The sequence below is a fragment of the Polynucleobacter sp. JS-JIR-II-b4 genome (genome assembly GCF_018687815.1).
Lineage (GTDB): Bacteria > Pseudomonadota > Gammaproteobacteria > Burkholderiales > Burkholderiaceae > Polynucleobacter.
Map to the genome: position 1 here is coordinate 1781023 of NZ_CP061306.1, position 21512 is coordinate 1802534.

Sequence of the window (21512 nt, forward strand, 5' to 3'; positions counted from 1 at the left end):
ATGAACAAACTAACTCATTTTGATGCCAGCGGGCAAGCCCACATGGTAAACGTTGGCGATAAACCCAATACCCACCGTATAGCCGTTGCCACTGGCAAGATCACCATGCTTCCCGAGACCTTCAAAATGGTAGAGGCTGGTACCCACAAAAAGGGTGATGTTTTAGGAATCGCCAGAATTGCAGGTATTCAGGCATCCAAAAGAACATCAGATCTCATTCCTCTATGCCATCCGCTGGCGCTAACTCACGTTAGCCTAGAGTTCCAAACCAATCCAAGTGAAAACAGTATTACCTGCCAAGTCAGAGCAGAAACCACCGGACCAACCGGTGTAGAAATGGAAGCGCTCACTGCAGTCCAAGTTGCCCTCCTCACAATTTATGACATGTGCAAAGCCGTAGACCGTGGCATGGTGATGGGGGATGTCAAACTACTCGAGAAAAGTGGCGGCAAAAGCGGGGAATGGGTTGCGGAGAAGTAAACGCTAACCTGTAAAACAAAAGATAAGAAAAATAAAAAGCTAGGGCCCAATTCTGTCCCACTGAGGAGCAGAAAACGTGGCAACACTACGCAAAAGAAGCAATGGACATTGGCAGGCACGAGTCCGCAAAGCAAATCAAAGCATCACAAAAACTTTTATTAATAAAGTCGATGCCGAACGCTGGGCAAAGCAAACTGAAGTTGAGATTGATAAAGGCAGTTTTATAAACGTCGGTCTAGCCGAACGTACAACCTTTGCCGAAATCATTGATCGTTACATCACAGAGGTATTACCAAAGATGCGTGGGGGTGAGGCCGACTACATCCGTTTAAGGGCACTGGCAAGGCGTCCAATAGCTAAGCTGAATATGGTGGCACTAACCCCACAAAAGATAGCTCAACACAGGGATGAACGACTGCGAGAGATTGCACCAGCAACAGTCATCAGAGAGCTATCTTATTTTTCATCCATCATTACACATGCCCGCAAAGAATGGGGCATCAACATAAACAACCCGGTAGCACTGGTATCTAAACCTAAAAATCCACAAGGAAGAAGTCGCATACTTGATAATGCCGAAACTAACGCACTATTTGAAGCATTAAGACCAACTGGGCGGCGTTCGATATGGATGCTACCTTTGGTAAAACTAGCGCTTGAAACAGCAATGCGTAGAAGTGAATTACTGGGGCTGCGCTGGGAGCATATTGACCTTGGGCGGCGTACGATATTCCTTGAGCTAACTAAGAACGGCACAAGCAGAACTGTACCTTTATCAACCCATGCAATCCAAATACTTACCGAAATGCCACGTAACCTCGATGGAAGAGTTTTTCCAGTTACCCATGTAGTAGTGTCACAGGCATTTAACCGAGCCAGAAAACAAGCTGGGGTTAAAGATATACGCTTCCACGATTTAAGACACATGGCTATCACCAGACTTGCTGAAAAGCTGCCCAACCTAATTGAACTATCCGCAGTTTCGGGACATAAGAGCTTGGCCATGCTTAAAAGGTACTACCACCCAAATCCTAAGTTACTTGCAGAAAAGTTGGGTTAAAACAACAATAAACAGAATTTGGGCAAACTTTTATTTTTGCTTTTAAAATACATATGCTCACTAATTCAGCCTGACCTCCTAAAGTCCATGAACTGCCAGAATTAGTAGACGGGTTTTATATCGCCAAGCGATTCACAGCCGACAAACGCAGTACCAATTCATTAACCCGGATTGGAGTTTGTTGGTAAATCCCGGCAGCTCCAATCAACTAGGAGCTGTCATGGAAAAATTAATATCACCTGTAATCAAAAATCAAAAACGAATTGAGCTCGTCTATCAGGCTGTCATATCGCTTGAAGCACAAACTTGGGGAATGCGTCATTCGCCAAACCCTCTTGAATCTGCTATTAATTTCCTTGAGGTAGTAGAAGAGGCAATTTATAAAAAATACCCAATCGATGCAGGATTTGAGCAAGGTGACGATAATGATCGCTGAAAATACCCTGCTCTCCCACTTGGTGTGGGACACCGATAATCCCAATGCAAATATTTACAAAGTCTTAAGCGAAATAGATCCTGGGTGCTCCAGAAGCGAATGGATGCAAGTAGGCTTTGGTTGCATTGACCACCTAGGAGAATCCGCTCAATCGGCATTTTTTGACTGGTCACAAGGGTGCTTGCATGAAAAGTATGATTTTGGTAATTCACCCCCAACTAATTACAGCCGCAGTGAGCTTGAGAGTCAATGGAACGACTGGATAAAGCGCAAATACGAAGGTAGGTCGGGCATTACGTTTGGGACGGTGAAACATTTAGCCAAAAAACATAGCGGTAAACAAATTGGCTCATCCAGACCAACGGTCATAAATAGAAATTCTGGGGGCATAAGCGCCAAAGATCTAGCAAATAAAACCTTTCCCCCATTGGTGTGGATTGTTAAGGACATACTCCCAGAGGGTTGCTATCTACTTTCAGCAAGGCCTAAGGTTGGGAAGTCTTGGCTTGCACTTCAATGCTGCCTAGCTGTTGCTTATGGGAGCAAAACACTTGATCGGGAAGTCGCCGCAGGAAAGGCAATCTACCTAGCGCTTGAGGACAATCAAAGAAGGCTACAAAGTAGATTGAAAATCATGCGCCCTCAGGGATATGCAACAGACAACCTGATTCTTCATACCGAATGGCCAAAGCTAAATGATGGCGGTATAGAAGCGCTAGAAAAATTAATTTCCTCAGAGTCACCAAGGCTTGTTGTAATCGACACTCTAGCTAAAGTTCGCCCACCAATGGGCAGAAACTCAAACTTATACGAAGGCGACTATTCTGCAGTAGCGCCATTAACCACATTGGCAAATAAATATCGGTGTTGCATCTTAGTGGTCACCCATAATAGAAAGGGCAAATCCGATTCAGATGCGCTGGAACAGATTAGCGGGTCTCTTGGCCTATCTGGAGCCGTAGATGGAGCGCTTGTTATAGACGGAATTAGGTCAGACAAACAGTACAAGTTAAGCCTAATTGGTAGAGACATACCCAATGATGATGAACTGGCTATCAGCCGTCAAGAAAATGGCGAATGGAAGATTCTTGGGGAGGCGACACAGATATTTATTAGCGCTGAAAGAAAGGAAATTACCGACGCCCTTCGACTCCACCCAGCAGGCCTAAAACCTAAAGAGATAGCTGATTTCCTTGGGAAAAAGCAACCAACCGTTCGCAAACTATTAAGCTCGATGGTAGTTGCTGGACAGATACAAAACTCTGGTGGTACTTATACATTAATAAGTGGTAACTCTAGTAATAACGAGAAGATCGGTAACTCTGGTAACACCAGTAACTCAAGTAGCTTATTAGCATCAATAGATTGGGATAACTGAGTTACCGATGTTACCGATTTACATAGGTATACCGCTTAGCAAATTAAAAGCTGATCGGTATACCCCATAACCCCATCCCAGATACTGTCAAATTTATGCCACTACCAGCAATCACAAAATATGGCGCCAAAAAATGCCAATGCAAAAGTAAGCGCACCGGGTTACCTTGTAAAAATCTAGCCGCTCACGGTTGTATTAGCTGCAGAATGCATGGCGCTCATAGATCCAAAAATGTGCTCAAAGGCATAGAGCATCCAAACTATAAATACGGGCTAGATACTAAAGAGGCGAAAATCGAGAGAAAAAAGAAGTTTGCGGAGCTAAATCAGATCGCCGCCAGTCTTGGCATTAATCTTCCAAATAAGAATTAAAGCGCCTCTAACGCATATTAGTAACACTGAATCATCTACTACGCTCTTCAGCATATCGACTACATCGCAGATACCACTCATATTTTCTTTGCGACATCTGTGACTGCACCCTTGAAATTGTGGCGTCAGCATTTTGCATCGCTCTATCAAGCTCGGGACTAGCTTTCTGCTTTACTCCATATTGCGACAGAATGGCTGCATCTCTCTGAGACTCAATTGCCAAAATTTTCCTATCAGCCTCATCATTAATTCTCAAAACACGCTCTTGCGCTAAAAACCGCTCGTAGTCTCTTCCTACTGCATACATTTGCCCTCGCCAAAACTCTCGCATCTCATCTCCGCTAAAAGTCTTCATTCTCAACTGAAGCACCATTCCAATTGGCTGACATTTGCTATCAATTTGGAGCTCAACTTTATTCTTAATATAGTCTTCTCTGTCTGCTGCTTTTTGCTCCTCGGTTCTTCTATCAAGTCTTCTAGCATCCGCATTGGAGAGAAATAGCGCAGCCAAAAGAAAGAGTAATAAGCTGTTTTTCATGGGGTTTATAGCTTTCTCATCGCCACCAATTCTTTAAACCAAGCTGGAAATTGCTCGGGCCTTACGCCTAACCTCTGAAACCCTTCCATCTCCGACACAAAATCGAGGGGTTTTCTATTTAAAAATGGGTATAAATCAACAGGACTAGGCTCAAATTTAATGCCCTTTATCCTGCGAACCATAGACTCCCAAGTGGTGTAATTTCTCTTGGGCTTTTCTTTAACTCCAAGATAGTTAAATTCGCTTAACAGCATTTGAGCGGCACACCTCTGACAGACCACCAAATCAGTAAGCATTTTATTTTTTGGAGGGAGGTTTCGAAAATCAATAGAGCTATATATAGGCTCGATATGCCCCTGATCACATTTGGGACACTCGTAAAGTTTGAATGAAGAAATTCTAGTCACAATTTAATCACACAAACCTAAGCGACTCATTCCGCTAGATAGCCCCTCTATTAAGGCATCGAATCTTGGGCGGACTCCAATTACACAATAGGATTTTTCGCGGAATTTATTTATTTCATTTTGACAAGGAATGCTGCCATAGCCACTAGGGGGTATCCCCCCACCAGCAAAATATTCGGCACAATAAAATACGGCATCATAGTCAGCCGTATTAGCTGAGCACCACTTTCCCTTAATTCCCATACCAACCATAACCCCTGATATCCCGCCAGCGCTATTATTTTGAAAACTTATTTTTGGCGCTGCTCCATATTCCATTTTTATGTTCTTAAAATTTCCTATTAAGGCAGTAACCCTTGGTCTTGTCTGGCCAGCTAAAAACAGATTTCCAGATTTATCCTGTTCTGCACTTATTCCACACCTAGTGCGTAGATCTTTTTTTATCTGATTTTCATTTTTTGAGGTTTTAGCTTCACTCTGATCGGGAAATTTCATATAACAGGCTTGCTGAATAGCATATGTTGCAGCCTCTCCTTCGGTACCCTTTAGCTTAGACAGGACACATTCTTCGTAATTAGATGGCCCAAAAATGCCAGCATGGGCACCAGAGAAAATACAAAATAAAAAAATAAGTATTACGAGGTGATAAAACTTTCTCTTCATCTTGAAACCCTTCTACATCAAAGGCTGGAAATTTAGTACAAGGTTTTCAGCGTCCATATAAGTTATTTATCTTTGCGGCAAAAGGATTAGCCTCAAATCTTATAGACCTCTCTTGAAACTCTTTTGATATTTCAGGCGCAAATTCTGAATTAATAACTGAATCCGAAGGTCTAAATTTTAGGAGCATTTTTCCTAGGGGGTGATCATTACTAACCATCATCATTTGAGTTGATGCAAATGAAAGCGTATGTTTTTGCTCATCTGATAATTTTGCTCCAGCTTTGCCAATTAGATTAATTACATGGTTTTCAGTGGCATTAGGATTTGACAAGCCCATTCCACGTTGTAAAAGACTTGCGCAACCGACCATAAATGCAAACTCCATATCCTTCCAGCTAATATCCTTCTTAAACAGCCCAAACATATATTTTCCCTTACTTAATTTAATCTAATCTTTATGAGCAAAAATTCCTAGTATTGGAATTTAAATTAACTCATTTGAAGGCAATAGCCAGTCCCTGAAATTTCTTAAAAAATTTCCTAATGCTGAAGATCCTAAAAAAACTGTATAGACTGCCAAAAAATATTGACTAATTATTCCGCCTTCGCTTTCAAAGAAAAACAATGCGCTATATATTAATAATAGAAAGCTAGCGCAAATAAAAATATGCATGTAGCTACGCACAAAATATCCACTCGTAAGGCCAAAAAAAACTAAGCCTACATTTAAAACCATGGTACTAGTCAGAAAATTCCAATAATTAGGCTTATCGCTTTCCAACGAAGGATCTAATATAAAAATCAACCCCACCCCAACTACAACAGCTATATTTGGTATAAATTTTTTCATTATTAATTTTTTAAATACATTACCCATTTATTATGTTTAATGAAGCAGCCTTTTAAAGGCGCATTTTTAACAAAATTATGGGTATCATCTCCCGTGGTTTTAAATCCGTCAATAGACAAATATCCTGTCTATGGCAAAACCTTCCCCAAGCTATAGTGGATCAAAGCAACTTATTGCCCTAGGCAAGGCCATCAGGGTATTTAGGCAGGGGAGCGGACTATCCCAAGAGGCATTAGCCAACGAAATTGGTATTGACCGTAGTTATATGGGTGGTATCGAGAGAGGCGAGCATAACGTAGCCATCATGAATCTAAGCAAAATTGCCAAAACCCTCAAAATTAAGACATCGGAATTGCTGGTAGCAGCAGGCCTATAGCCTAGAGTCAAATGCTTGACACCACCCGATAGATTTTGTGATGTGGTTACAAAACTCTGATCTACCTAAACTAGAAGGCTTACCTGTACTTAGGTGGGTACGGGGTGGGTGGGGGTCCAATCTTCCAATATGAAGAAGCAAAACCGCCTGTGATATTCTTTTCTGTGGCCCAATTTTGGCCCACTTGTTTATTTATTTAACCACACAGAGTTTGGTTCTTTAAGTTTTAATTTTCTTAGTTCGTTGTTTTTGCTGGGTTTTCCACCGCAGTCCAAGTTGCCCTCCTCACAATTTATGACATGTGCAAAGCCGTAGACCGTGGCATGGTGATGGGGGATGTCAAACTACTCGAGAAAAGTGGCGGCAAAAGCGGGGAATGGAATGCCGCCTGAATTCTCCAATTCAACAATCAAAAGCCGCTTCTAAAGCGGCTTTTTAATTAGTTCCTTATTTACCGATTCTGCATTCCGAAGGTAGTAACTGAGAAATTAAGTTCGTTTCAGTAGACCTACATGACCAACCACCCGCCCAAGTTGCGCCCTCTGGCTTAGACAAATCAATAGGCTTAGGCGAATTTGCATCAGGCTCGTTAGTTGGCACTAAATGAAGTGTATTTTTACCTTCAGGCGCAACACTGACTTGATAGTCAATCGCAATCGCACCCGAGGGTGTGATCTCAATTAACTTAACGCTGCGTGTTGGCGTAAAAGTAAAAGCACCATTCGTTGCATCATCCATGGGAACAGTGCCACGACTTGCAAAAGCCTCTGTCACCGCGAGCTTAGCGCTTGAGGATAAATTCATACCTTCTACAACCCTGCTTCGAGCAATGTAGTCTTGATACTGAGGAACGGCTACCGCAACCAAAATGCCAATGATGGCCACAACCACCATCACCTCAATCAAGGTAAATCCAACTTCTTCCTTGTTTTCTAGTTTTTGAATATCTTGAATCTGCATATTTTCTAGCTCCCGAGGTCAAATGCCCCATCATCCAGTCTAGGCTTTTATTCCTCAAGATATTCAGCTGTAAAAAAAGCCAGCTTTTATTGCTGGCTTTTCTGATTCAGAAGAAGGCTGAAGAAGCTTATGCTTTAGCGCGATTCTTTTTCTTCAAATAGGTGCCTAGCAAAATCACAATAGCGACGCCAATGCCCTCAAAAATCATATGGGCATCTTCCATCGCGCCTTGAATAGAATCTTTGATTGCCGGGTCTTCCACCAACATACCGCCAGCCAATAAGCCCAATAAACCAGCACCCAAAGTAATGATGACTGGGAAGCGATCCATTACTTTAAGAAGCATGGTGCTACCAAAGATGATCAACGGAATAGAAAGACCAAGACCAATGATTAAAAGGGCTAAACGAGTTTCTTCAGGACCCTTTTGAGCAGCGGCAGCTACAGCAATAACGTTATCCAAACTCATCACTAAGTCCGCTACCAATATTGTGCGTATCGCACCCCAGATATTGGAGTGGCCATCCATTTCTGCTTCATCATCACTGTCGGCTAATAATTGCACGCCAATGTAGACCAGCAAAATAGCGCCAACGATTTTTAGATAAGGAAGGCTAAGGAGTTGTACCGCAGTAATTGTCAAAATCACACGCAAAATAATGGCTGCCGCACTACCCCAAAAGATTGCTTTCTTTTGTTGATTTGCTGGCAGATTGCGTGATGCTAATGCAATCACTACTGCGTTATCACCGGATAACAAGATGTTGGCAACAATGATTGATAAAAGTGCAGCCCAAAATGCCGGACCTGAAAATACTGAAAAATCCATGAGTCGTCTCCCTGCGTTATTTTTATGTTTTAACTACTGACACCACAAAAAAGGATGCTGTTTTATCAGCATCCTTTTTCTTATTGCTAATTACAACATTGCCTTTAGTAAAGCAGCCATTTCTGAAGGGTTCTTCGTTACTTTGAAGCCACACTCTTCCATTACAGCAAGCTTGGCATCTGCAGTATCGGCACCACCAGAAATCAAGGCACCTGCGTGACCCATACGCTTGCCTGGAGGCGCTGTAACGCCGGCAATAAAGCCAACTACTGGCTTCTTCATATTGTCTTTGCACCAGCGCGCAGCCTCTGCTTCGTCTGGACCGCCGATTTCACCAATCATGATCACTGCATCTGTTTCTGGATCTTCATTGAACATTCTCATGATGTCGATATGCTTCAGGCCATTGATTGGGTCGCCACCAATACCAACCGCTGTGGACTGACCTAAGCCAATAGCTGTCAACTGACCAACTGCTTCATAAGTCAATGTACCGGAACGGCTAACAACACCAATACGGCCTTTCTTATGAATATGGCCAGGCATGATGCCGATCTTCAGTTCATCTGGAGTGATGATGCCTGGGCAGTTAGGGCCAAGCAATAAAGTCTTCTTGCCGCCAGCAGCTTCTTTAGCATGCATCTTATTACGCACTTCAAGCATGTCGCGCACTGGAATGCCTTCGGTAATACAGATCACAAAGTCGAGGTCAGCTTCAACAGCTTCCCAAATCGCAGCAGCAGCGCCAGGAGGCGGAACATAGATAACAGAAGTCGTTGCACCAGTTTGCTGAGCAGCTTCTTTCACGGTCCCATAAATAGGAATATTGAAAATAGACTCGCCCGCTTTTTTAGGATTTACACCAGCAACAAAACAGTTTTTGCCGTTTGCGTATTCCTGACATTTTTCAGTATGGAACTGACCGGTCTTACCAGTAATACCTTGTGTAATGACTTTGGTGTTTTTATTAATCAAAATAGACATATTGAAATTCCTGAATTATTTGTTTTTGGCAACAGCAGCAACTACCTTGGTAGCAGCTTCAGCCATTGAATCGGCGCTAATAATTGGCAAACCAGAGTCCGCAAGAATCTTCTTGCCTAGCTCTTCGTTTGTACCCTTCATGCGCACAACCAAAGGTACTGTCAGGTTGACTGCCTTACATGCAGTAACAACACCATCAGCAATCACGTCGCAACGCATAATGCCGCCGAAGATGTTTACCAAAATCGCCTCAACACTCTTGTTCTTCAACATGATCTTGAATGCTTCAGTTACTTTTTCTGCTGTAGCACCACCACCAACGTCCAAGAAGTTCGCTGGCTCGCCACCGAACAACTTAATGGTGTCCATAGTAGCCATCGCCAAGCCTGCACCGTTCACCAAACAACCGATATTGCCATCCAATGAGATGTAAGCGAGGTCAAATTTAGAGGCTTCGATTTCAGCAGCATCTTCTTCATCGATATCGCGGTACGCCACGATTTCTGGATGACGGAACAATGCGTTTGGATCAAAGTTGAACTTCGCGTCCAAAGCCTTGATCTTGCCGTTACCTTCAAGAATCAATGGGTTGATTTCAACCAATGAAGCATCGGTATCCCAGTAAGTCTTGTACAAGTTTTTAAATACATCACGAGCCATTGGGATGGACGCTTCAGGAACGCCAATACCTTTAGCAACGATGTCGCAATCCGCATCTGTCAAACCAACCATTGGATCAACAAATACTTTAATAATTTTTTCTGGGTGAGATTCAGCCACTTCCTCAATATCCATTCCGCCTTCGCTTGAAGCCATGATCACATTCTTCTGCGTTCCGCGGTCTGTAACGATACTGAAGTAGTACTCTTTCTTAATGTCAGCGCCATCTTCAATCAGGAGGCGATTTACTTTTTGACCTTCTGGTCCAGTTTGATGTGTCTTGAGCTGCATGCCCAAAATTTCAGAAGCGTATTTTTTTACTTCATCCATGCTTCTTGCCAACTTCACACCGCCGCCTTTACCGCGACCACCAGCATGAATCTGTGCTTTTACAACCCATACTGGGCCGCCGAGTTTTTCAGCAGCTTTCACCGCCTCATCAACACTGAATGCAGGAATGCCGTTAGGAACTGGCACATTAAATTGGCGAAGAAGTTCTTTGCCTTGGTACTCGTGAATTTTCATAATTACTCCGAAACGGTATCTTTTTTAGCAAGCGATGAGGATTAGTTAAACCGATGTTGCCTTGCTCCCATACTTACTCTAGAAATAGCTAAATTAGCCAAATTTGAATAAATGCGAACGGCTTGACCGACTCCATAAGTCTAGCATGCTGCAATGCCGCAAATAGCCTCTGCGGATCCGTAATTGCCCTAATCCGGGCTTTGACCGCCAATCACTTTCGCCACCACTTCTGAGCCAAAACCCTTCGATGCCAAGAAGCGATACTGTCTAGCTCGCTCCTTTTGGTCCTGAGCGCGTACGCCGTATTTTCTGGTCCAGAGATCAAAGGCACGCTGAAACTCGGTCTCTTTTAAGACCCCAAGGAGTGCGGCTGACTTTTTGGCGTCTACTCCAGCCCTATCGAGTTCATCAGCAATCTTTCTCATCCCGTAGCGCTCGCTACGACGGCGAACCAGCGCTTCAGCAAAACGCTCATCAGATAACCAACCTCTTGCCTCAAAGTCATCCAAAACGGCTTCAATCTGAGAGCTCCTGGATTCAGACGTTTGTTCAGCCTGCTCACCGCCTAACTTCCCCCATCTTGCTTCTGATTCTGCCAACTTTGCGGCTAAGCCTTTGCGACTGTATTCTCGCTGCGACAAAAGGCGCAAAGCCCGAGCTTTGAGACTCGGGCTTTGTTTGACCTTCTGATTACCGCTTAACTCTTGCATCGAATTATTCGACTTCCTCTTCCTCACTCAGCACATCCGTTACTACTGCTGAACCAGATTTAACGCCCAATTTCTCGCGAATTCTTGCTTCGATATCTTTGGCAATGGCTGGGTTCTCTTTTAAGAACTCACGCACATTGTCTTTACCTTGACCAATGCGATCACCGTTATAGCTATACCAAGAGCCTGACTTTTCAACGAGGTCAGCTTCGACACCCATATCAATAATTTCGCCCTCTCTGGAAATACCAGCACCGTACATGATGTCAAAAATTGCCTCACGGAATGGAGGAGAAACTTTGTTCTTCACAACCTTCACGCGGGTTTCATTACCAACAACCTCATCGCCTTTTTTGATGCTACCAATACGACGGATATCTAAACGCATAGAGGCGTAGAACTTCAGCGCATTACCACCAGTAGTGGTTTCTGGGGAACCAAACATCACACCAATCTTCATACGAATCTGGTTAATGAAGATCACAGTAGTGTTGGTACGCTTGATAGCACCAGTTAACTTACGTAAAGCCTGACTCATCAAACGGGCTTGCAAGCCTGGTAAAGAATCGCCCATATCGCCTTCGATCTCAGCCCTTGGAACCAAAGCAGCAACAGAGTCAATGACGATTAAATCAATAGAGCCTGAGCGAACTAATGCATCTGCAATTTCTAACGCTTGTTCACCAGTGTCTGGTTGAGAGATCAACAAATTATTTACATCCACGCCGAGACGAGATGCGTACTGCACATCCAATGCATGTTCTGCATCAATAAATGCGCAAGTGCCGCCAAGCTTTTGCATTTCTGCAATCGCATGTAATGTCAAAGTTGTTTTGCCAGAAGATTCTGGGCCGTAGATTTCAATCACGCGACCACGTGCAAGACCACCAACTCCAAGAGCGATATCTAATCCGAGTGAACCACTAGACACCACCTGAATGTCTTGACTAATTTCGGCATCGCCCAATCTCATGATTGAACCTTTGCCAAACTGTTTCTCAATTTGTGCCAGTGCTGCAGTTAATGCTTTTTGCTTGTCCCCGCTCATTCCTTCAAATTCTGAAGAGGCTGATTGCTTTTTGTTATCCAAGGCCATTTTTGATTCCCTTTTCGCTATGTACTGGGCTTTTTCCCGAAGTTTTATCTACTGTGTAACAACTTAGGAGTTACTGTATATAAAAACAGTGGTCTTTGCAAGCGTCTTTTAAACTGAATTTACGGATTTTTGACTAGGTCGTACTTGATTGGCTCGGTCCCAATAGAAAAAGAGGGGTATAGCAAGGGCCCAGACCACCCCTACCAGGATAAATCCAGCAATTTCGCTACCAGGAACCCAGGATCCAGCCCCCATCCGAATACCAGCCTCATAGGACATTGGACCAGCAATGCCTCCTAAAACAGCTCCTAAAACAGGTCTGCCGCGCAACCAAGTCAAGGAGCCATTAATGGTAGTGGCCACCAAAACCCACAAAACCCACATCCAGAGGGGTGACAAATAGGGTGACGGCCAATCATCCCGAAAATCCAAGTAGCCCAAATGCATGATGAGGGTATCAGCCACCAAACCAAAGACAAAGGCTTTCAACAAAAGGCTGATTTCTGTTTTGGGAGAAGGTGAACGCCAAGCGTGAAAAGCAATATAGGCTAGGGTAGCAACCACCGCCCAAAGCACATCTTTATTGGCTGCGCCGAGAACACAGGCAAACCAACCAAGCTGGAAAATAACAAAATTCCAAAATTTAGCCATATACCTAGCAACCTAAGAAAAAGGCCACTGCCGAGGGGCAATGGCCTTTAGATTTGGTGGCGAATCAGGGATTTGAACCCCGGACCTGCGGATTATGATTCCGTCGCTCTAACCAGCTGAGCTAATTCGCCGAACTCGCTATTGTAAATGATCGGAATGCATCTGTCTAAACCAATCCAACCCTATGGCCGCTGGAGGTACTCAAATCCCTATTTAATCTGAAAGGTGCTGACAGCCTCATCTCGGCCATAAAGGACATTAAATTCGATTTTCTTGGCTAAAAAGAGCTTTTTCAGGACCTCATCCTTGTTCTCAAACACAATTGCGGTTTGTTCAGGGTAATGCGAAAAGGGGTCGCTATTGACATCTATCACCACCCCATCAATCTTGATTTGCTTGATTGAGCGCTTATAAAACTTATCGGGACGTATAAAAATGAGGCGCTTTACATACTTATCTAAAACGAGCTTTTGACCCTGCTCGTTGATCTTGAAGTAATAGACCAACTCCTCTTTGCCATTGGTAGTCATGTCACGCTCTTCATCCCACTTAGCGTAAATGCTTGAACTCGCTATGGCACAAAGAAATACCAAGACCAATTGGCTCAATACAAAAACAGATTTCTTTTGAGAGGAATTCATCCTGTAATCATATCAGCCAGTTGTACGCCTCAAAAGTGGAAGGCGTAATATTCCCAAATGATGAATTCATTTCTCTTGCGCCTACTCAGCTTTTTACTCTTAAGTAGCTGCATCCCCACGGCCGCTTGTGCAGCTCAAATCTTCATTACCAATTACCCATCAGAGGCCAATGCCAAAGTCTTTGTCACAAAGTACCAATCAGAAGCAAACTGCATTGTGTATGACACCCAATACTCCAGCGATAACGAGCCGGGTGTTTGGTTCTATACGAAATACAAGGGTGATGCCCGTGCCGTGATTTATTACACCCAATACAAATCCGAGGCAGACCTGATTGTGTACTTCACTAAATACAAGAGTGATGCGCGCTGTCGCTACTAATAAACATCTTTTAATCACCCTCTTTACTTCATGAGACTTCTTTCTATATCCGCCGGCAAGGTATCTCCTTTATTTGGCAATCACCATCCAAATTACAAATCCGTTGCCTCAGCCATTCGCAAGAAGGTAGTCAGTAATATAGAAAATCCTGCTCCAGTTGAAATTACTCCTCTTGGCGTTAAAGGCGATGAGCAAGCTGATCTATCGGTACACGGCGGAATTGAAAAAGCCATTTATGTTTATCCAGCAGAGCACTACATCTTCTGGAATGAACTGCTCACTCGAGAAACCAAGCAGCCGGTTGATTTACAACATGGTGCTATCGGCGAGAACTTCACAATCGAAGGCCTGCTAGAAACAGAAGTGTTTGTTGGGGATAAATTGGTTATTGGCGAACTTGAATTTGCTGTCGTCAAACTCCGCGAACCCTGTTTCAAATTCAACGCTGCTGTTGCTTACAAGGGTGCAAGCAAAGCCATGCTGCAATCTGGCTTTAGTGGTTGGTATTTGCGGGTACTCAAAACTGGAACTCTTACTGCTGGAACTGAAATGACTTTGATTCCAGGTCCAAGAGAAACCTCTATTGCCCAACAAAATCAAAAGCTCTTAAATAATCGCAATCAAAAAGATTTGTGGGAATAAAAAAACCCGACCATTTCTGATCGGGTTTCTTATTTGATACAGACTAAAACTGCTTAGTCACGTGCGTAGATATCTACATCTTTAGTTTCACGTATAAACAGCGTTCCGATTACCAATGTCATCGCAGCGATGATGATTGGGTACCAGAGACCGTAGTAAATGTTACCGTTTTGCGCTACCAAGGCAAAGGAGATCGTTGGCAACAAGCCACCGAACCAACCGTTACCAATGTGGTATGGCAAGGACATAGAGGTGTAACGAATACGAGTTGGGAACATCTCAACCAACATCGCAGCTATTGGGCCATAAACCATGGTTACCAAAAGCACTAGGTAAACCAACAAGAACAATACAGCAACATAATTAATTTGTGCTGGATCAGCCTTAACTGGATAACCTTCTTTGTTTAAAGCCTCGCGAATTGCCTTTTTAAACTCAGCATCTTTTGCTTTTGCTTCAGCAGGATCAATACCCTTAGATGTATATCCAGGGATTTCGATATCGCCAATTTTCACAACAGCAGTGGAACCAGCTGGAGCCGTAACGGTTGTATAGCTAGCAGAGTTAGACGCCATCACTTGTTTTGCAATATCGCAAGAACTTGTGAACTTTGCTGTACCAGTTGGGTTGAACTGGAATGTACATTCAGCAGGATCAGCAGTAATCGTAGCTGGTGCTGTTGCCATTGCCTTTTCCAACGCTGGGTTAGCGAAGTGTGTCAAAGCATTAAACACAGAAACTGGAGTGTTAGGAATGTAAGTAATTACAGCCAATAACAAACCACCCATGATGATGACTTTACGGCCGATCTTGTCAGACAAGCTACCAAATACTACAAAGAATGGTGTGCCGATGACCAAAGAGGCAGCAATCAACAAGTTTGCAGTCTTAGCATCCACCTTCAACACTTGAGTGAGGTAGAACAAAGCGTAAAACTGACCTGTGTACCAAACCACCGCTTGACCTGCAACCAGACCAAACAAGGCCAAGATCACAATCTTCAAGTTTTTCCACTGGCCAAATGACTCAGTTAAAGGTGCTTTTGATAGCTTGCCTTCTTCTTTCATCTTCTTGAAAGCTGGGGATTCATTCATGGACAAACGAATCCATACAGAAACTGCCAACAATGCGATAGAAACGATGAAAGGAACGCGCCAGCCCCAAACTTCAAAGTCTGGGCCAGTGAATTCACGAGTGAACAAAATCACGAGCAAAGAAAGGAACAAGCCAAGAGTAGCTGTTGTCTGAATCCAAGCTGTGTATGCGCCACGACGACCATGAGGAGCGTGTTCTGCAACATAAGTAGCAGCACCACCGTACTCGCCACCCAAAGCCAAACCTTGAAGCATACGCAATGCGATCAAGATGACTGGAGCAGCAACACCGATAGTTGCATAGTTAGGCAGAATACCTACGATGAAAGTTGCACCGCCCATCAATAAGATGGTTACCAAGAAGGTATATTTACGACCAATCAAATCGCCTAGACGACCAAACACCAACGCGCCAAATGGACGTACGATGAAACCAGCAGCAAACGCTAACAAAGCGAAAATGAAGGCAGAGCCAGCATCTAGGCCTGAGAAAAACTGCTTGGCAATAACGGCGGCCAAAGAACCGTAAAGATAAAAGTCGTACCACTCAAAAACCGTACCTAAAGATGATGCAAAGATAACCTTGCGTTCTTCAGCGGTCATTGGGGCTGCTTTAGTTGATGTTGACATCAGTAGCTCCTAACTATTTTTTATTAAATAAATAACAACGGATCGATTATGCTTTGAAAAAATTCAAAGAAATCCACTAGTTAGGGTAATTCCCCATCAAATAGGATCGGGGTTTTCCCGAGATATTTGGGAATTAGAGCTAGCTACGCAGCACCTATGAGCCCAGCCTTGGTGCAATTAGCGTGTTTTAGTAATAAACATTTTGGGTACGTGCAGATCCCAATAAATAGCAGCTGCGCGCAGTCCAAAAATTCCGAGCATGCAAATCACGGAGCCCTCGACTACATACTGAGGTAAGAAGTTCAGCACCAGGACATATGCACAACAACCCAAAGTCACTGGAATGGCATAAAGCTCATGCGACATAATGAGCGTTTTTCTGCCAGCCAAAACATCACGTAATAAGCCTCCGCCGATTGCAGTGATTACGCCCAAGATGACTGGTGCCACAGGTAAGCCATATCCCATACTCCACGCCTTATCGGCCCCCTGAATAGCAAAGAGAGCTGCGCCAAAACCATCGATATACAGCATCCACCGATAAATTTGCGGCTGGGTAAAGAAAGATTCTGCAAAGAAGGTGAGGATGCTAGCGCCGAGCGCAAGCCACACATACATTTGATTCTCAGACCAGAAAATAGGGGCTTCCAAAATGATGTCGCGAATCGTGCCGCCGCCAATTGCGGTAATTAAACCCAGCACCAAGACGCCGAAGAGGTCTACACCACGATCTGCAATAGCTAAGACGCCTGTTACCGCAAAGGCCATGGTTGCGATGATGCCAATCCAGAAATTAATGTCTTCCATAACAACCAGTCTAATGCACTTTGTCCGAGCGCAGACTTGAATGACCATCCTCAATATACTGTTAGCTATGAGTGCAAATAAGGTGTTGATATGACCCCCAAGCTGTATAGCTTTTGGCGTAGCTCTGCCGCTTTTCGTGTTCGCATTGCCCTCAATCTCAAGGCCATGGATTACGAAATCATCCCCGTTCATCTCGGTAAAAATGGCGGAGATCAATTGGGCGAGGAATATGGCAAGAAAAATCCTAATCGCTTAGTACCTCTTCTGGAAGATGGCGAAAAAAGTATTCATCAATCCTTGGCCATTATTGAGTACCTCGAAGAGATTCAATCTGAGCCATCACTCCTACCAACACTAGCGATTGATCGCGCATGGGTGCGTGCTATTGCAATGGATATTGCGAGCGATATTCATCCAATCAATAATTTACGGGTATTGCGTTATCTCATCAAAAAACTCGGCATCAATACGGAAGCAAAAGATGAGTGGTATGGACATTGGATCAAGCTGGGACTCGAAAGTGTAGAGAAACAATTAAGTCTCGATCCACGAGTTGGGAGATTTTCCTATGGCGACCAACCCGGCTTGATTGATGTCTGCTTAGTACCTCAGCTATTTAACGCATTAAGCGCAAAAGTAGATGTCACTCCCTACCCCACTCTGATGCGAATCTTTCATGAGTGCATGACATTGCCCGCTTTTATCGACGCCTCTTGGGAAAACCAAATTGATGCTGAAGGATTAAACCCCGTTGCTCCACCACAGAAATAAAGAGAGCGTCAGCAAAGAACTCACGGTAGTAATTAATACCACCCTAGAAATCACGCTACCGTCAGCTTTGTAGTATTGCGCCAACATAAAGGGGCCCGTACCAGTTGGTAGCGCGCTGAGTATGATGATGGCACTCACCCATAATGCCGGCAGCTCCAAGATGGGGCCCGCAATGACCCAAGCAATCAAAGGTTGCAGAAGCAGCTTTGCCAAACTGATACCCCAAGCCTGAGCAGGAGCGGTAGTACTCTTTTGCATCAGAAATAAACCGATGGAAACGAGAGCACAAGGTGTTGATGCGGCAGCTAAGAATGCAATCACTTGTGCGATGGGATCATATAAAGTTAAATCGCTTGAGGCCCACAACAGACCAGCAACTGGAGCTATTAATAAGGGGTTAGTACAAAGTGATTTAATCACGCTCAACCCAATCTCATGCGGCTTCTTATGCGACAAGATGCCAATCTCAATCAAGACCGTTGCTAAAGCAAACATGACAAACACAATAAAGGTAGAAATAATCGCAGGCGCTAAACCATCTTGACCAAGGGCAAGTGCACATAAGGGAATGCCCATATACCCCGTATTTGAATAAGAAGCACTCAGGCCATCAAAGCTAGCTGCCGCTAAATCACGATGACGTAGCCAACTCACCAAGAGCACCAAGACAAAAACAATTAAACAACTGAGAAAAAATGCAGTGATGAAACCAGGCTGCCAAAGTGTTTGCCAGCCACTATTGGCGGCAAAGTTAAAGAGTTGCGCAGGCAATGCCAACCAAACCACAAAACGATTGAGCTCAACTGAAGCGTTGATTCCTAACTTACCAGTACGCCCACCAACATACCCAATCAAGATGAGTAGAAATACTGGGAGAACTACATTAAATACATAGAGCAAAATATTTAACGACTGATAGTTAAGGGATTAAGAAATTTTCTTCAGCGTCTTGACATAACGCTGCGCATTTTTGACATAGCGACCAGCGATATCGTGAATGCCAGCAATCTGCTCCGGAGTCAACTCTTTTACCGCCTTAGCGGGAGTTCCCAAAATCATAGAGCCATCCGGAAATTCTTTTCCTTCAGTAACGAGCGCGCCCGCACCAACGAGACAGTTTTTTCCAATCTTTGCGCCATTCAAAATCACTGCGCCAATACCAATCAAACTGCCGTCTCCAATGTTGCAACCATGTAGCATCACTTGATGGCCAACAGTGACGTGCTTACCAATGATGAGTGGGTAACCTGGATCGGCATGCAATACAGAAGCGTCTTGCACGTTACTGCCTGCGCCGATTTGAATGAGGTCGTTATCGCCACGGATAACAACTTTGGGCCAGATGCTCGCATCCTGATGAAGTTCAACCTTGCCGATCACTTCTGCGCTGTCGGCAACCCAAGCACCCTCAGCTAGATGAGGGGCATTTCCGTCTAGTTCAAATATAGCCATGACTCATTATAGGTATGAATCAGGCTATAGATGAACGACTCTGCACTAAAAGAAAATTACCAGTTTGGCTCGCGATCGGGTGTAGAAGAAATACGGTGCACACTTAAATCCGCACCTTCAAATTCTTCTTCTTGAGACATCCGAATGCCTAGGACCGCTTTCAGGGCGCCATAGACAATAAAGCCGCCAAGCAATGCAATTCCAACGCCTAAGGCACTTCCAATTAGCTGACCAGTAAAGGTAACGCCACCAATTCCACCTAGAGCTTTGGTGCCGAAGATGCCGGCAGCTAATCCGCCCCAAAGACCGCACAAGCCATGCAAAGGCCAAACACCGAGAACATCATCAATCTTCCAGCGGTTTTGAACCAAGGTAAACATATATACAAACAATGCACCGGCAACTAAGCCAACAAACAAAGCGCCAAGAGGATGCATTAAGTCTGACCCTGCACACACTGCAACCAAACCAGCAAGTGGCCCGTTGTATGTAAAGCCGGGATCGTTACGACCCACTGCCCAAGCAGCCAATGTTCCACCAACCATTGCCATCAACGAGTTCATCGCAACCAAACCGCTGATCTTGTCGATCGTTTGTGCACTCATCACATTAAAACCAAACCAACCCACTGCCAAGATCCAAGCACCCAGGGCTAAGAAAGGAATGCTTGATGGCGGATGAGCCGAGATTTGACCTTCTTTTGTGTAACGGCCTCGGCGCGCGCCCAGCAAAATAACAGCAGGCAAGGCAATCCAACCACCTACCGCATGAACTACTACCGACCCAGCAAAGTCATGAAACTCTTCACCAGTAAAGCCTTTGATCCAAGCTTGAATGCCGTAATGTTGATTCCAAGCAATACCTTCAAAGAAGGGGTAGACAAAACCCACCAATATAAAAGTAGCCACTAGTTGTGGATTAAATTTAGCGCGCTCTGCAATGCCACCAGAAATAATGGCAGGGATAGCAGCAGCAAAAGTCAGCAAGAAGAAAAATTTGACTAACTCGTAGCCATTCTTCTCCGCTAACAACTCTGCTCCGGAGAAAAAGTTCACACCATAAGCAATGCTGTAGCCAATAAAGAAATAGGCAATTGTTGAGACCGCAAAGTCCACCAAGATTTTGACTAAGGCATTGACTTGGTTCTTCTTCCGAACCGTTCCTAACTCCAAGAATGCGAAGCCTGCATGCATGGCAAGAACCATGATGGCGCCAAGCAAGATAAATAAAGCATCACTTCCAGATTTCAAAGTTTCCATGCAATTTCCCCCTCTTATTTTTTGCATCATTATGGGGAGTGAAAAATCCCAAAAAGGGGCATAGCGCACCTATTTAGTGCATATGTAGAGATTTTTATGGTTTATCATCGTTTTTACATACACCCAAGGGAGAACCCATGAAAAAAATCCTCATCGCATTGGCCGCTTTAGCTGCATTTTCCGGTCTTGCCCAAGCACAAGAAACCATCAAGGTATTAAGCACACAAGAACTCGCGAATGTTTGCAAACTCCCTGCAAGCCCAGAATCCCGTAGCTTCTGTATTGGCTTCACTACTTCTGTTTATGAAACGTATTTAGCTACTCGTCACCCACAACGTGCAAAGCCATTTATTTGCGTTAAACAACCCGCTCCAGCGCGTGATGAGGTCATTGGTGATTTTGTGAAGTTTGCAAACAGCACTCCACAAGTTGCAGACAAACCAGCAGCAGGCGTTTTCTTGGGCTTCTTAGCTTCACGCTTCCCTTGCGCCAGAAAATAATCTAAACAACTTAGACAAACGAATACCCATTTAAAGGATCAGTTGAGATGAAAAAAATTATCGCAATTACCGCAGCAACTTTAGCAATCGCTGGTTGCTCAAACATGAGCAACACAGAACAACGCACACTTTCAGGCGCAGGCATTGGCGCAGCTGCTGGTGCTGTTGGCACCGCAATCTTTCACGGCAATCCTATTTGGGGCGCAGTTGGTGGTGCAGCAGTTGGTGCAGCATCTGGCTATGTCTATGATGCATACAAGAAAAATGAAGCTGCTAATTACAACTCCGGTTATAACGCTGGTAAAAATAATCAGCCAGCTCAGGCACCTAATTAATAAGCCTAGCTAAGCAGAATACCCAG

Annotated in this window: 27 protein-coding genes, 1 tRNA gene and 1 pseudogene; 11 read left to right on the forward strand and 18 right to left on the reverse strand. The window is 44.2% G+C overall.

Annotated features, from left to right (window positions below; genetic code table 11):
* From moaC to ICV90_RS08990, 4 genes are all read left to right on the forward strand, one after another.
* The gene (moaC, locus tag ICV90_RS08975) at positions 1 to 480 is read left to right on the forward strand and encodes a cyclic pyranopterin monophosphate synthase MoaC (RefSeq protein WP_215358603.1); all 480 of its coding nucleotides are present in this window, start codon (positions 1 to 3) and stop codon (positions 478 to 480) included.
* Positions 481 to 556: 76 nt separating this feature from the next.
* On the forward strand, positions 557 to 1540 hold the full coding sequence (locus ICV90_RS08980) for a site-specific integrase (RefSeq protein ID WP_215358604.1): 984 nt from the start codon (positions 557 to 559) through the stop codon (positions 1538 to 1540).
* A 220-nt stretch (positions 1541 to 1760) separates the two neighbouring features.
* Complete coding sequence (locus ICV90_RS08985) at positions 1761 to 1976, forward strand: hypothetical protein (protein WP_215358605.1); 216 nt, start codon at positions 1761 to 1763, stop codon at positions 1974 to 1976.
* Positions 1966 to 3354 (forward strand): AAA family ATPase, encoded by a 1389-nt coding sequence (locus ICV90_RS08990; protein WP_215358606.1) that lies wholly within the window; start codon positions 1966 to 1968, stop codon positions 3352 to 3354. The genes ICV90_RS08985 and ICV90_RS08990 overlap by 11 nt, the downstream gene beginning before the upstream one ends.
* Positions 3355 to 3756: 402 nt before the next feature.
* Here ICV90_RS08990 and ICV90_RS08995 read toward each other — a convergent pair whose 3' ends face one another.
* The 4 genes from ICV90_RS08995 to ICV90_RS09010 form a co-directional block, all read right to left on the reverse strand.
* The gene (locus ICV90_RS08995; RefSeq protein ID WP_215358607.1) at positions 3757 to 4263 is read right to left on the reverse strand and encodes a hypothetical protein; all 507 of its coding nucleotides are present in this window, start codon (positions 4261 to 4263) and stop codon (positions 3757 to 3759) included.
* A 410-nt stretch (positions 4264 to 4673) separates the two neighbouring features.
* The gene (locus tag ICV90_RS09000; protein ID WP_215358608.1) at positions 4674 to 5333 is read right to left on the reverse strand and encodes a hypothetical protein; all 660 of its coding nucleotides are present in this window, start codon (positions 5331 to 5333) and stop codon (positions 4674 to 4676) included.
* Between the two features lie 46 nt (positions 5334 to 5379).
* Positions 5380 to 5757: a hypothetical protein gene (locus tag ICV90_RS09005; protein WP_215358609.1), complete on the reverse strand. Its 378-nt coding sequence runs from the start codon at positions 5755 to 5757 to the stop codon at positions 5380 to 5382.
* Positions 5758 to 5817: 60 nt separating this feature from the next.
* Positions 5818 to 6210 carry a hypothetical protein gene (locus tag ICV90_RS09010; RefSeq protein ID WP_215358610.1) on the reverse strand — a complete coding sequence of 131 codons (393 nt, stop codon included), beginning with the start codon at positions 6208 to 6210 and terminating at the stop codon, positions 5818 to 5820.
* 103 nt (positions 6211 to 6313) lie between these two features.
* Between ICV90_RS09010 and ICV90_RS09015 the strand changes: the two genes are divergently transcribed.
* Together ICV90_RS09015 and ICV90_RS09020 are read left to right on the forward strand one after the other, a co-directional pair.
* Positions 6314 to 6559 (forward strand): helix-turn-helix domain-containing protein, encoded by a 246-nt coding sequence (locus ICV90_RS09015; RefSeq protein WP_215358611.1) that lies wholly within the window; start codon positions 6314 to 6316, stop codon positions 6557 to 6559.
* 263 nt (positions 6560 to 6822) lie between these two features.
* Positions 6823 to 6951 (forward strand): annotated as a pseudogene (locus tag ICV90_RS09020) (cyclic pyranopterin monophosphate synthase MoaC); the annotation flags it as partial.
* A gap of 55 nt (positions 6952 to 7006) precedes the next feature.
* Here ICV90_RS09020 and ICV90_RS09025 read toward each other — a convergent pair.
* The 9 genes from ICV90_RS09025 to ICV90_RS09065 all read right to left on the reverse strand — a co-directional run bounded on the left by ICV90_RS09025 (position 7007) and on the right by ICV90_RS09065 (position 13615).
* A complete protein-coding gene (locus ICV90_RS09025; RefSeq protein WP_215358612.1) occupies positions 7007 to 7519 on the reverse strand; it encodes a pilin in 513 nt (170 codons plus the stop codon).
* A gap of 127 nt (positions 7520 to 7646) precedes the next feature.
* Positions 7647 to 8348, reverse strand: a complete 702-nt coding sequence (locus ICV90_RS09030) for a TerC family protein (RefSeq protein ID WP_215321007.1) — start codon at positions 8346 to 8348, stop codon at positions 7647 to 7649.
* Between the two features lie 90 nt (positions 8349 to 8438).
* Positions 8439 to 9332: a succinate--CoA ligase subunit alpha gene (sucD, locus tag ICV90_RS09035; RefSeq protein WP_072582760.1), complete on the reverse strand. Its 894-nt coding sequence runs from the start codon at positions 9330 to 9332 to the stop codon at positions 8439 to 8441.
* Positions 9333 to 9347: 15 nt separating this feature from the next.
* Positions 9348 to 10517 (reverse strand): ADP-forming succinate--CoA ligase subunit beta, encoded by a 1170-nt coding sequence (sucC, locus tag ICV90_RS09040; protein ID WP_011903667.1) that lies wholly within the window; start codon positions 10515 to 10517, stop codon positions 9348 to 9350.
* A gap of 188 nt (positions 10518 to 10705) precedes the next feature.
* Positions 10706 to 11227: a recombination regulator RecX gene (gene recX, locus ICV90_RS09045; RefSeq protein WP_215358613.1), complete on the reverse strand. Its 522-nt coding sequence runs from the start codon at positions 11225 to 11227 to the stop codon at positions 10706 to 10708.
* A gap of 4 nt (positions 11228 to 11231) precedes the next feature.
* A complete protein-coding gene (gene recA / locus ICV90_RS09050; protein WP_370623815.1) occupies positions 11232 to 12317 on the reverse strand; it encodes a recombinase RecA in 1086 nt (361 codons plus the stop codon).
* Positions 12318 to 12431: 114 nt separating this feature from the next.
* Positions 12432 to 12974, reverse strand: a complete 543-nt coding sequence (locus tag ICV90_RS09055) for a DUF2878 domain-containing protein (protein WP_215358614.1) — start codon at positions 12972 to 12974, stop codon at positions 12432 to 12434.
* Positions 12975 to 13028: 54 nt separating this feature from the next.
* Positions 13029 to 13105: transfer RNA gene (locus ICV90_RS09060), tRNA-Met, on the reverse strand.
* 78 nt (positions 13106 to 13183) lie between these two features.
* Entirely contained in the window at positions 13184 to 13615 is a 432-nt protein-coding gene (locus ICV90_RS09065) for a hypothetical protein (protein WP_215358615.1), read from the reverse strand.
* Positions 13616 to 13672: 57 nt separating this feature from the next.
* Between ICV90_RS09065 and ICV90_RS09070 the strand changes: the two genes are divergently transcribed.
* Positions 13673 to 13996 (forward strand): DUF6150 family protein, encoded by a 324-nt coding sequence (locus ICV90_RS09070; protein ID WP_215358616.1) that lies wholly within the window; start codon positions 13673 to 13675, stop codon positions 13994 to 13996.
* 30 nt (positions 13997 to 14026) lie between these two features.
* Positions 14027 to 14638 (forward strand): MOSC domain-containing protein, encoded by a 612-nt coding sequence (locus ICV90_RS09075; protein WP_215358617.1) that lies wholly within the window; start codon positions 14027 to 14029, stop codon positions 14636 to 14638.
* 53 nt (positions 14639 to 14691) lie between these two features.
* Here the strand turns inward: ICV90_RS09075 and ICV90_RS09080 are convergent, their stop codons facing one another.
* Positions 14692 to 16362, reverse strand: coding sequence for an MFS transporter (locus tag ICV90_RS09080; protein WP_215358618.1), 1671 nt, complete (start codon positions 16360 to 16362; stop codon positions 14692 to 14694).
* Positions 16363 to 16539: 177 nt separating this feature from the next.
* Complete coding sequence (locus tag ICV90_RS09085) at positions 16540 to 17169, reverse strand: trimeric intracellular cation channel family protein (protein WP_215358619.1); 630 nt, start codon at positions 17167 to 17169, stop codon at positions 16540 to 16542.
* 90 nt (positions 17170 to 17259) lie between these two features.
* On the opposite strand from ICV90_RS09085, the gene maiA reads away from it, so the two are divergent.
* A complete protein-coding gene (gene maiA / locus ICV90_RS09090; protein ID WP_215358620.1) occupies positions 17260 to 17940 on the forward strand; it encodes a maleylacetoacetate isomerase in 681 nt (226 codons plus the stop codon).
* Here the strand turns inward: maiA and ICV90_RS09095 are convergent.
* The 3 genes from ICV90_RS09095 to ICV90_RS09105 are packed head-to-tail and all read right to left on the reverse strand — an operon-like array spanning position 17911 to position 20651.
* Positions 17911 to 18840 carry an AEC family transporter gene (locus ICV90_RS09095; RefSeq protein ID WP_215358621.1) on the reverse strand — a complete coding sequence of 310 codons (930 nt, stop codon included), beginning with the start codon at positions 18838 to 18840 and terminating at the stop codon, positions 17911 to 17913. The genes maiA and ICV90_RS09095 overlap by 30 nt on opposite strands.
* Before the next feature lie 27 nt (positions 18841 to 18867).
* A complete protein-coding gene (locus ICV90_RS09100; protein ID WP_215358622.1) occupies positions 18868 to 19392 on the reverse strand; it encodes a gamma carbonic anhydrase family protein in 525 nt (174 codons plus the stop codon).
* A gap of 56 nt (positions 19393 to 19448) precedes the next feature.
* The gene (locus ICV90_RS09105; RefSeq protein WP_215358623.1) at positions 19449 to 20651 is read right to left on the reverse strand and encodes an ammonium transporter; all 1203 of its coding nucleotides are present in this window, start codon (positions 20649 to 20651) and stop codon (positions 19449 to 19451) included.
* 137 nt (positions 20652 to 20788) lie between these two features.
* Here ICV90_RS09105 and ICV90_RS09110 point away from each other — a divergent pair, with 137 nt between their 5' ends.
* Together ICV90_RS09110 and ICV90_RS09115 are read left to right on the forward strand one after the other, a co-directional pair.
* The gene (locus tag ICV90_RS09110) at positions 20789 to 21151 is read left to right on the forward strand and encodes a Rap1a/Tai family immunity protein (protein ID WP_215358624.1); all 363 of its coding nucleotides are present in this window, start codon (positions 20789 to 20791) and stop codon (positions 21149 to 21151) included.
* 47 nt (positions 21152 to 21198) lie between these two features.
* A complete protein-coding gene (locus ICV90_RS09115) occupies positions 21199 to 21486 on the forward strand; it encodes a glycine zipper domain-containing protein (protein WP_215358625.1) in 288 nt (95 codons plus the stop codon).
* The last annotated feature ends 26 nt before the right edge of the window (positions 21487 to 21512 follow it).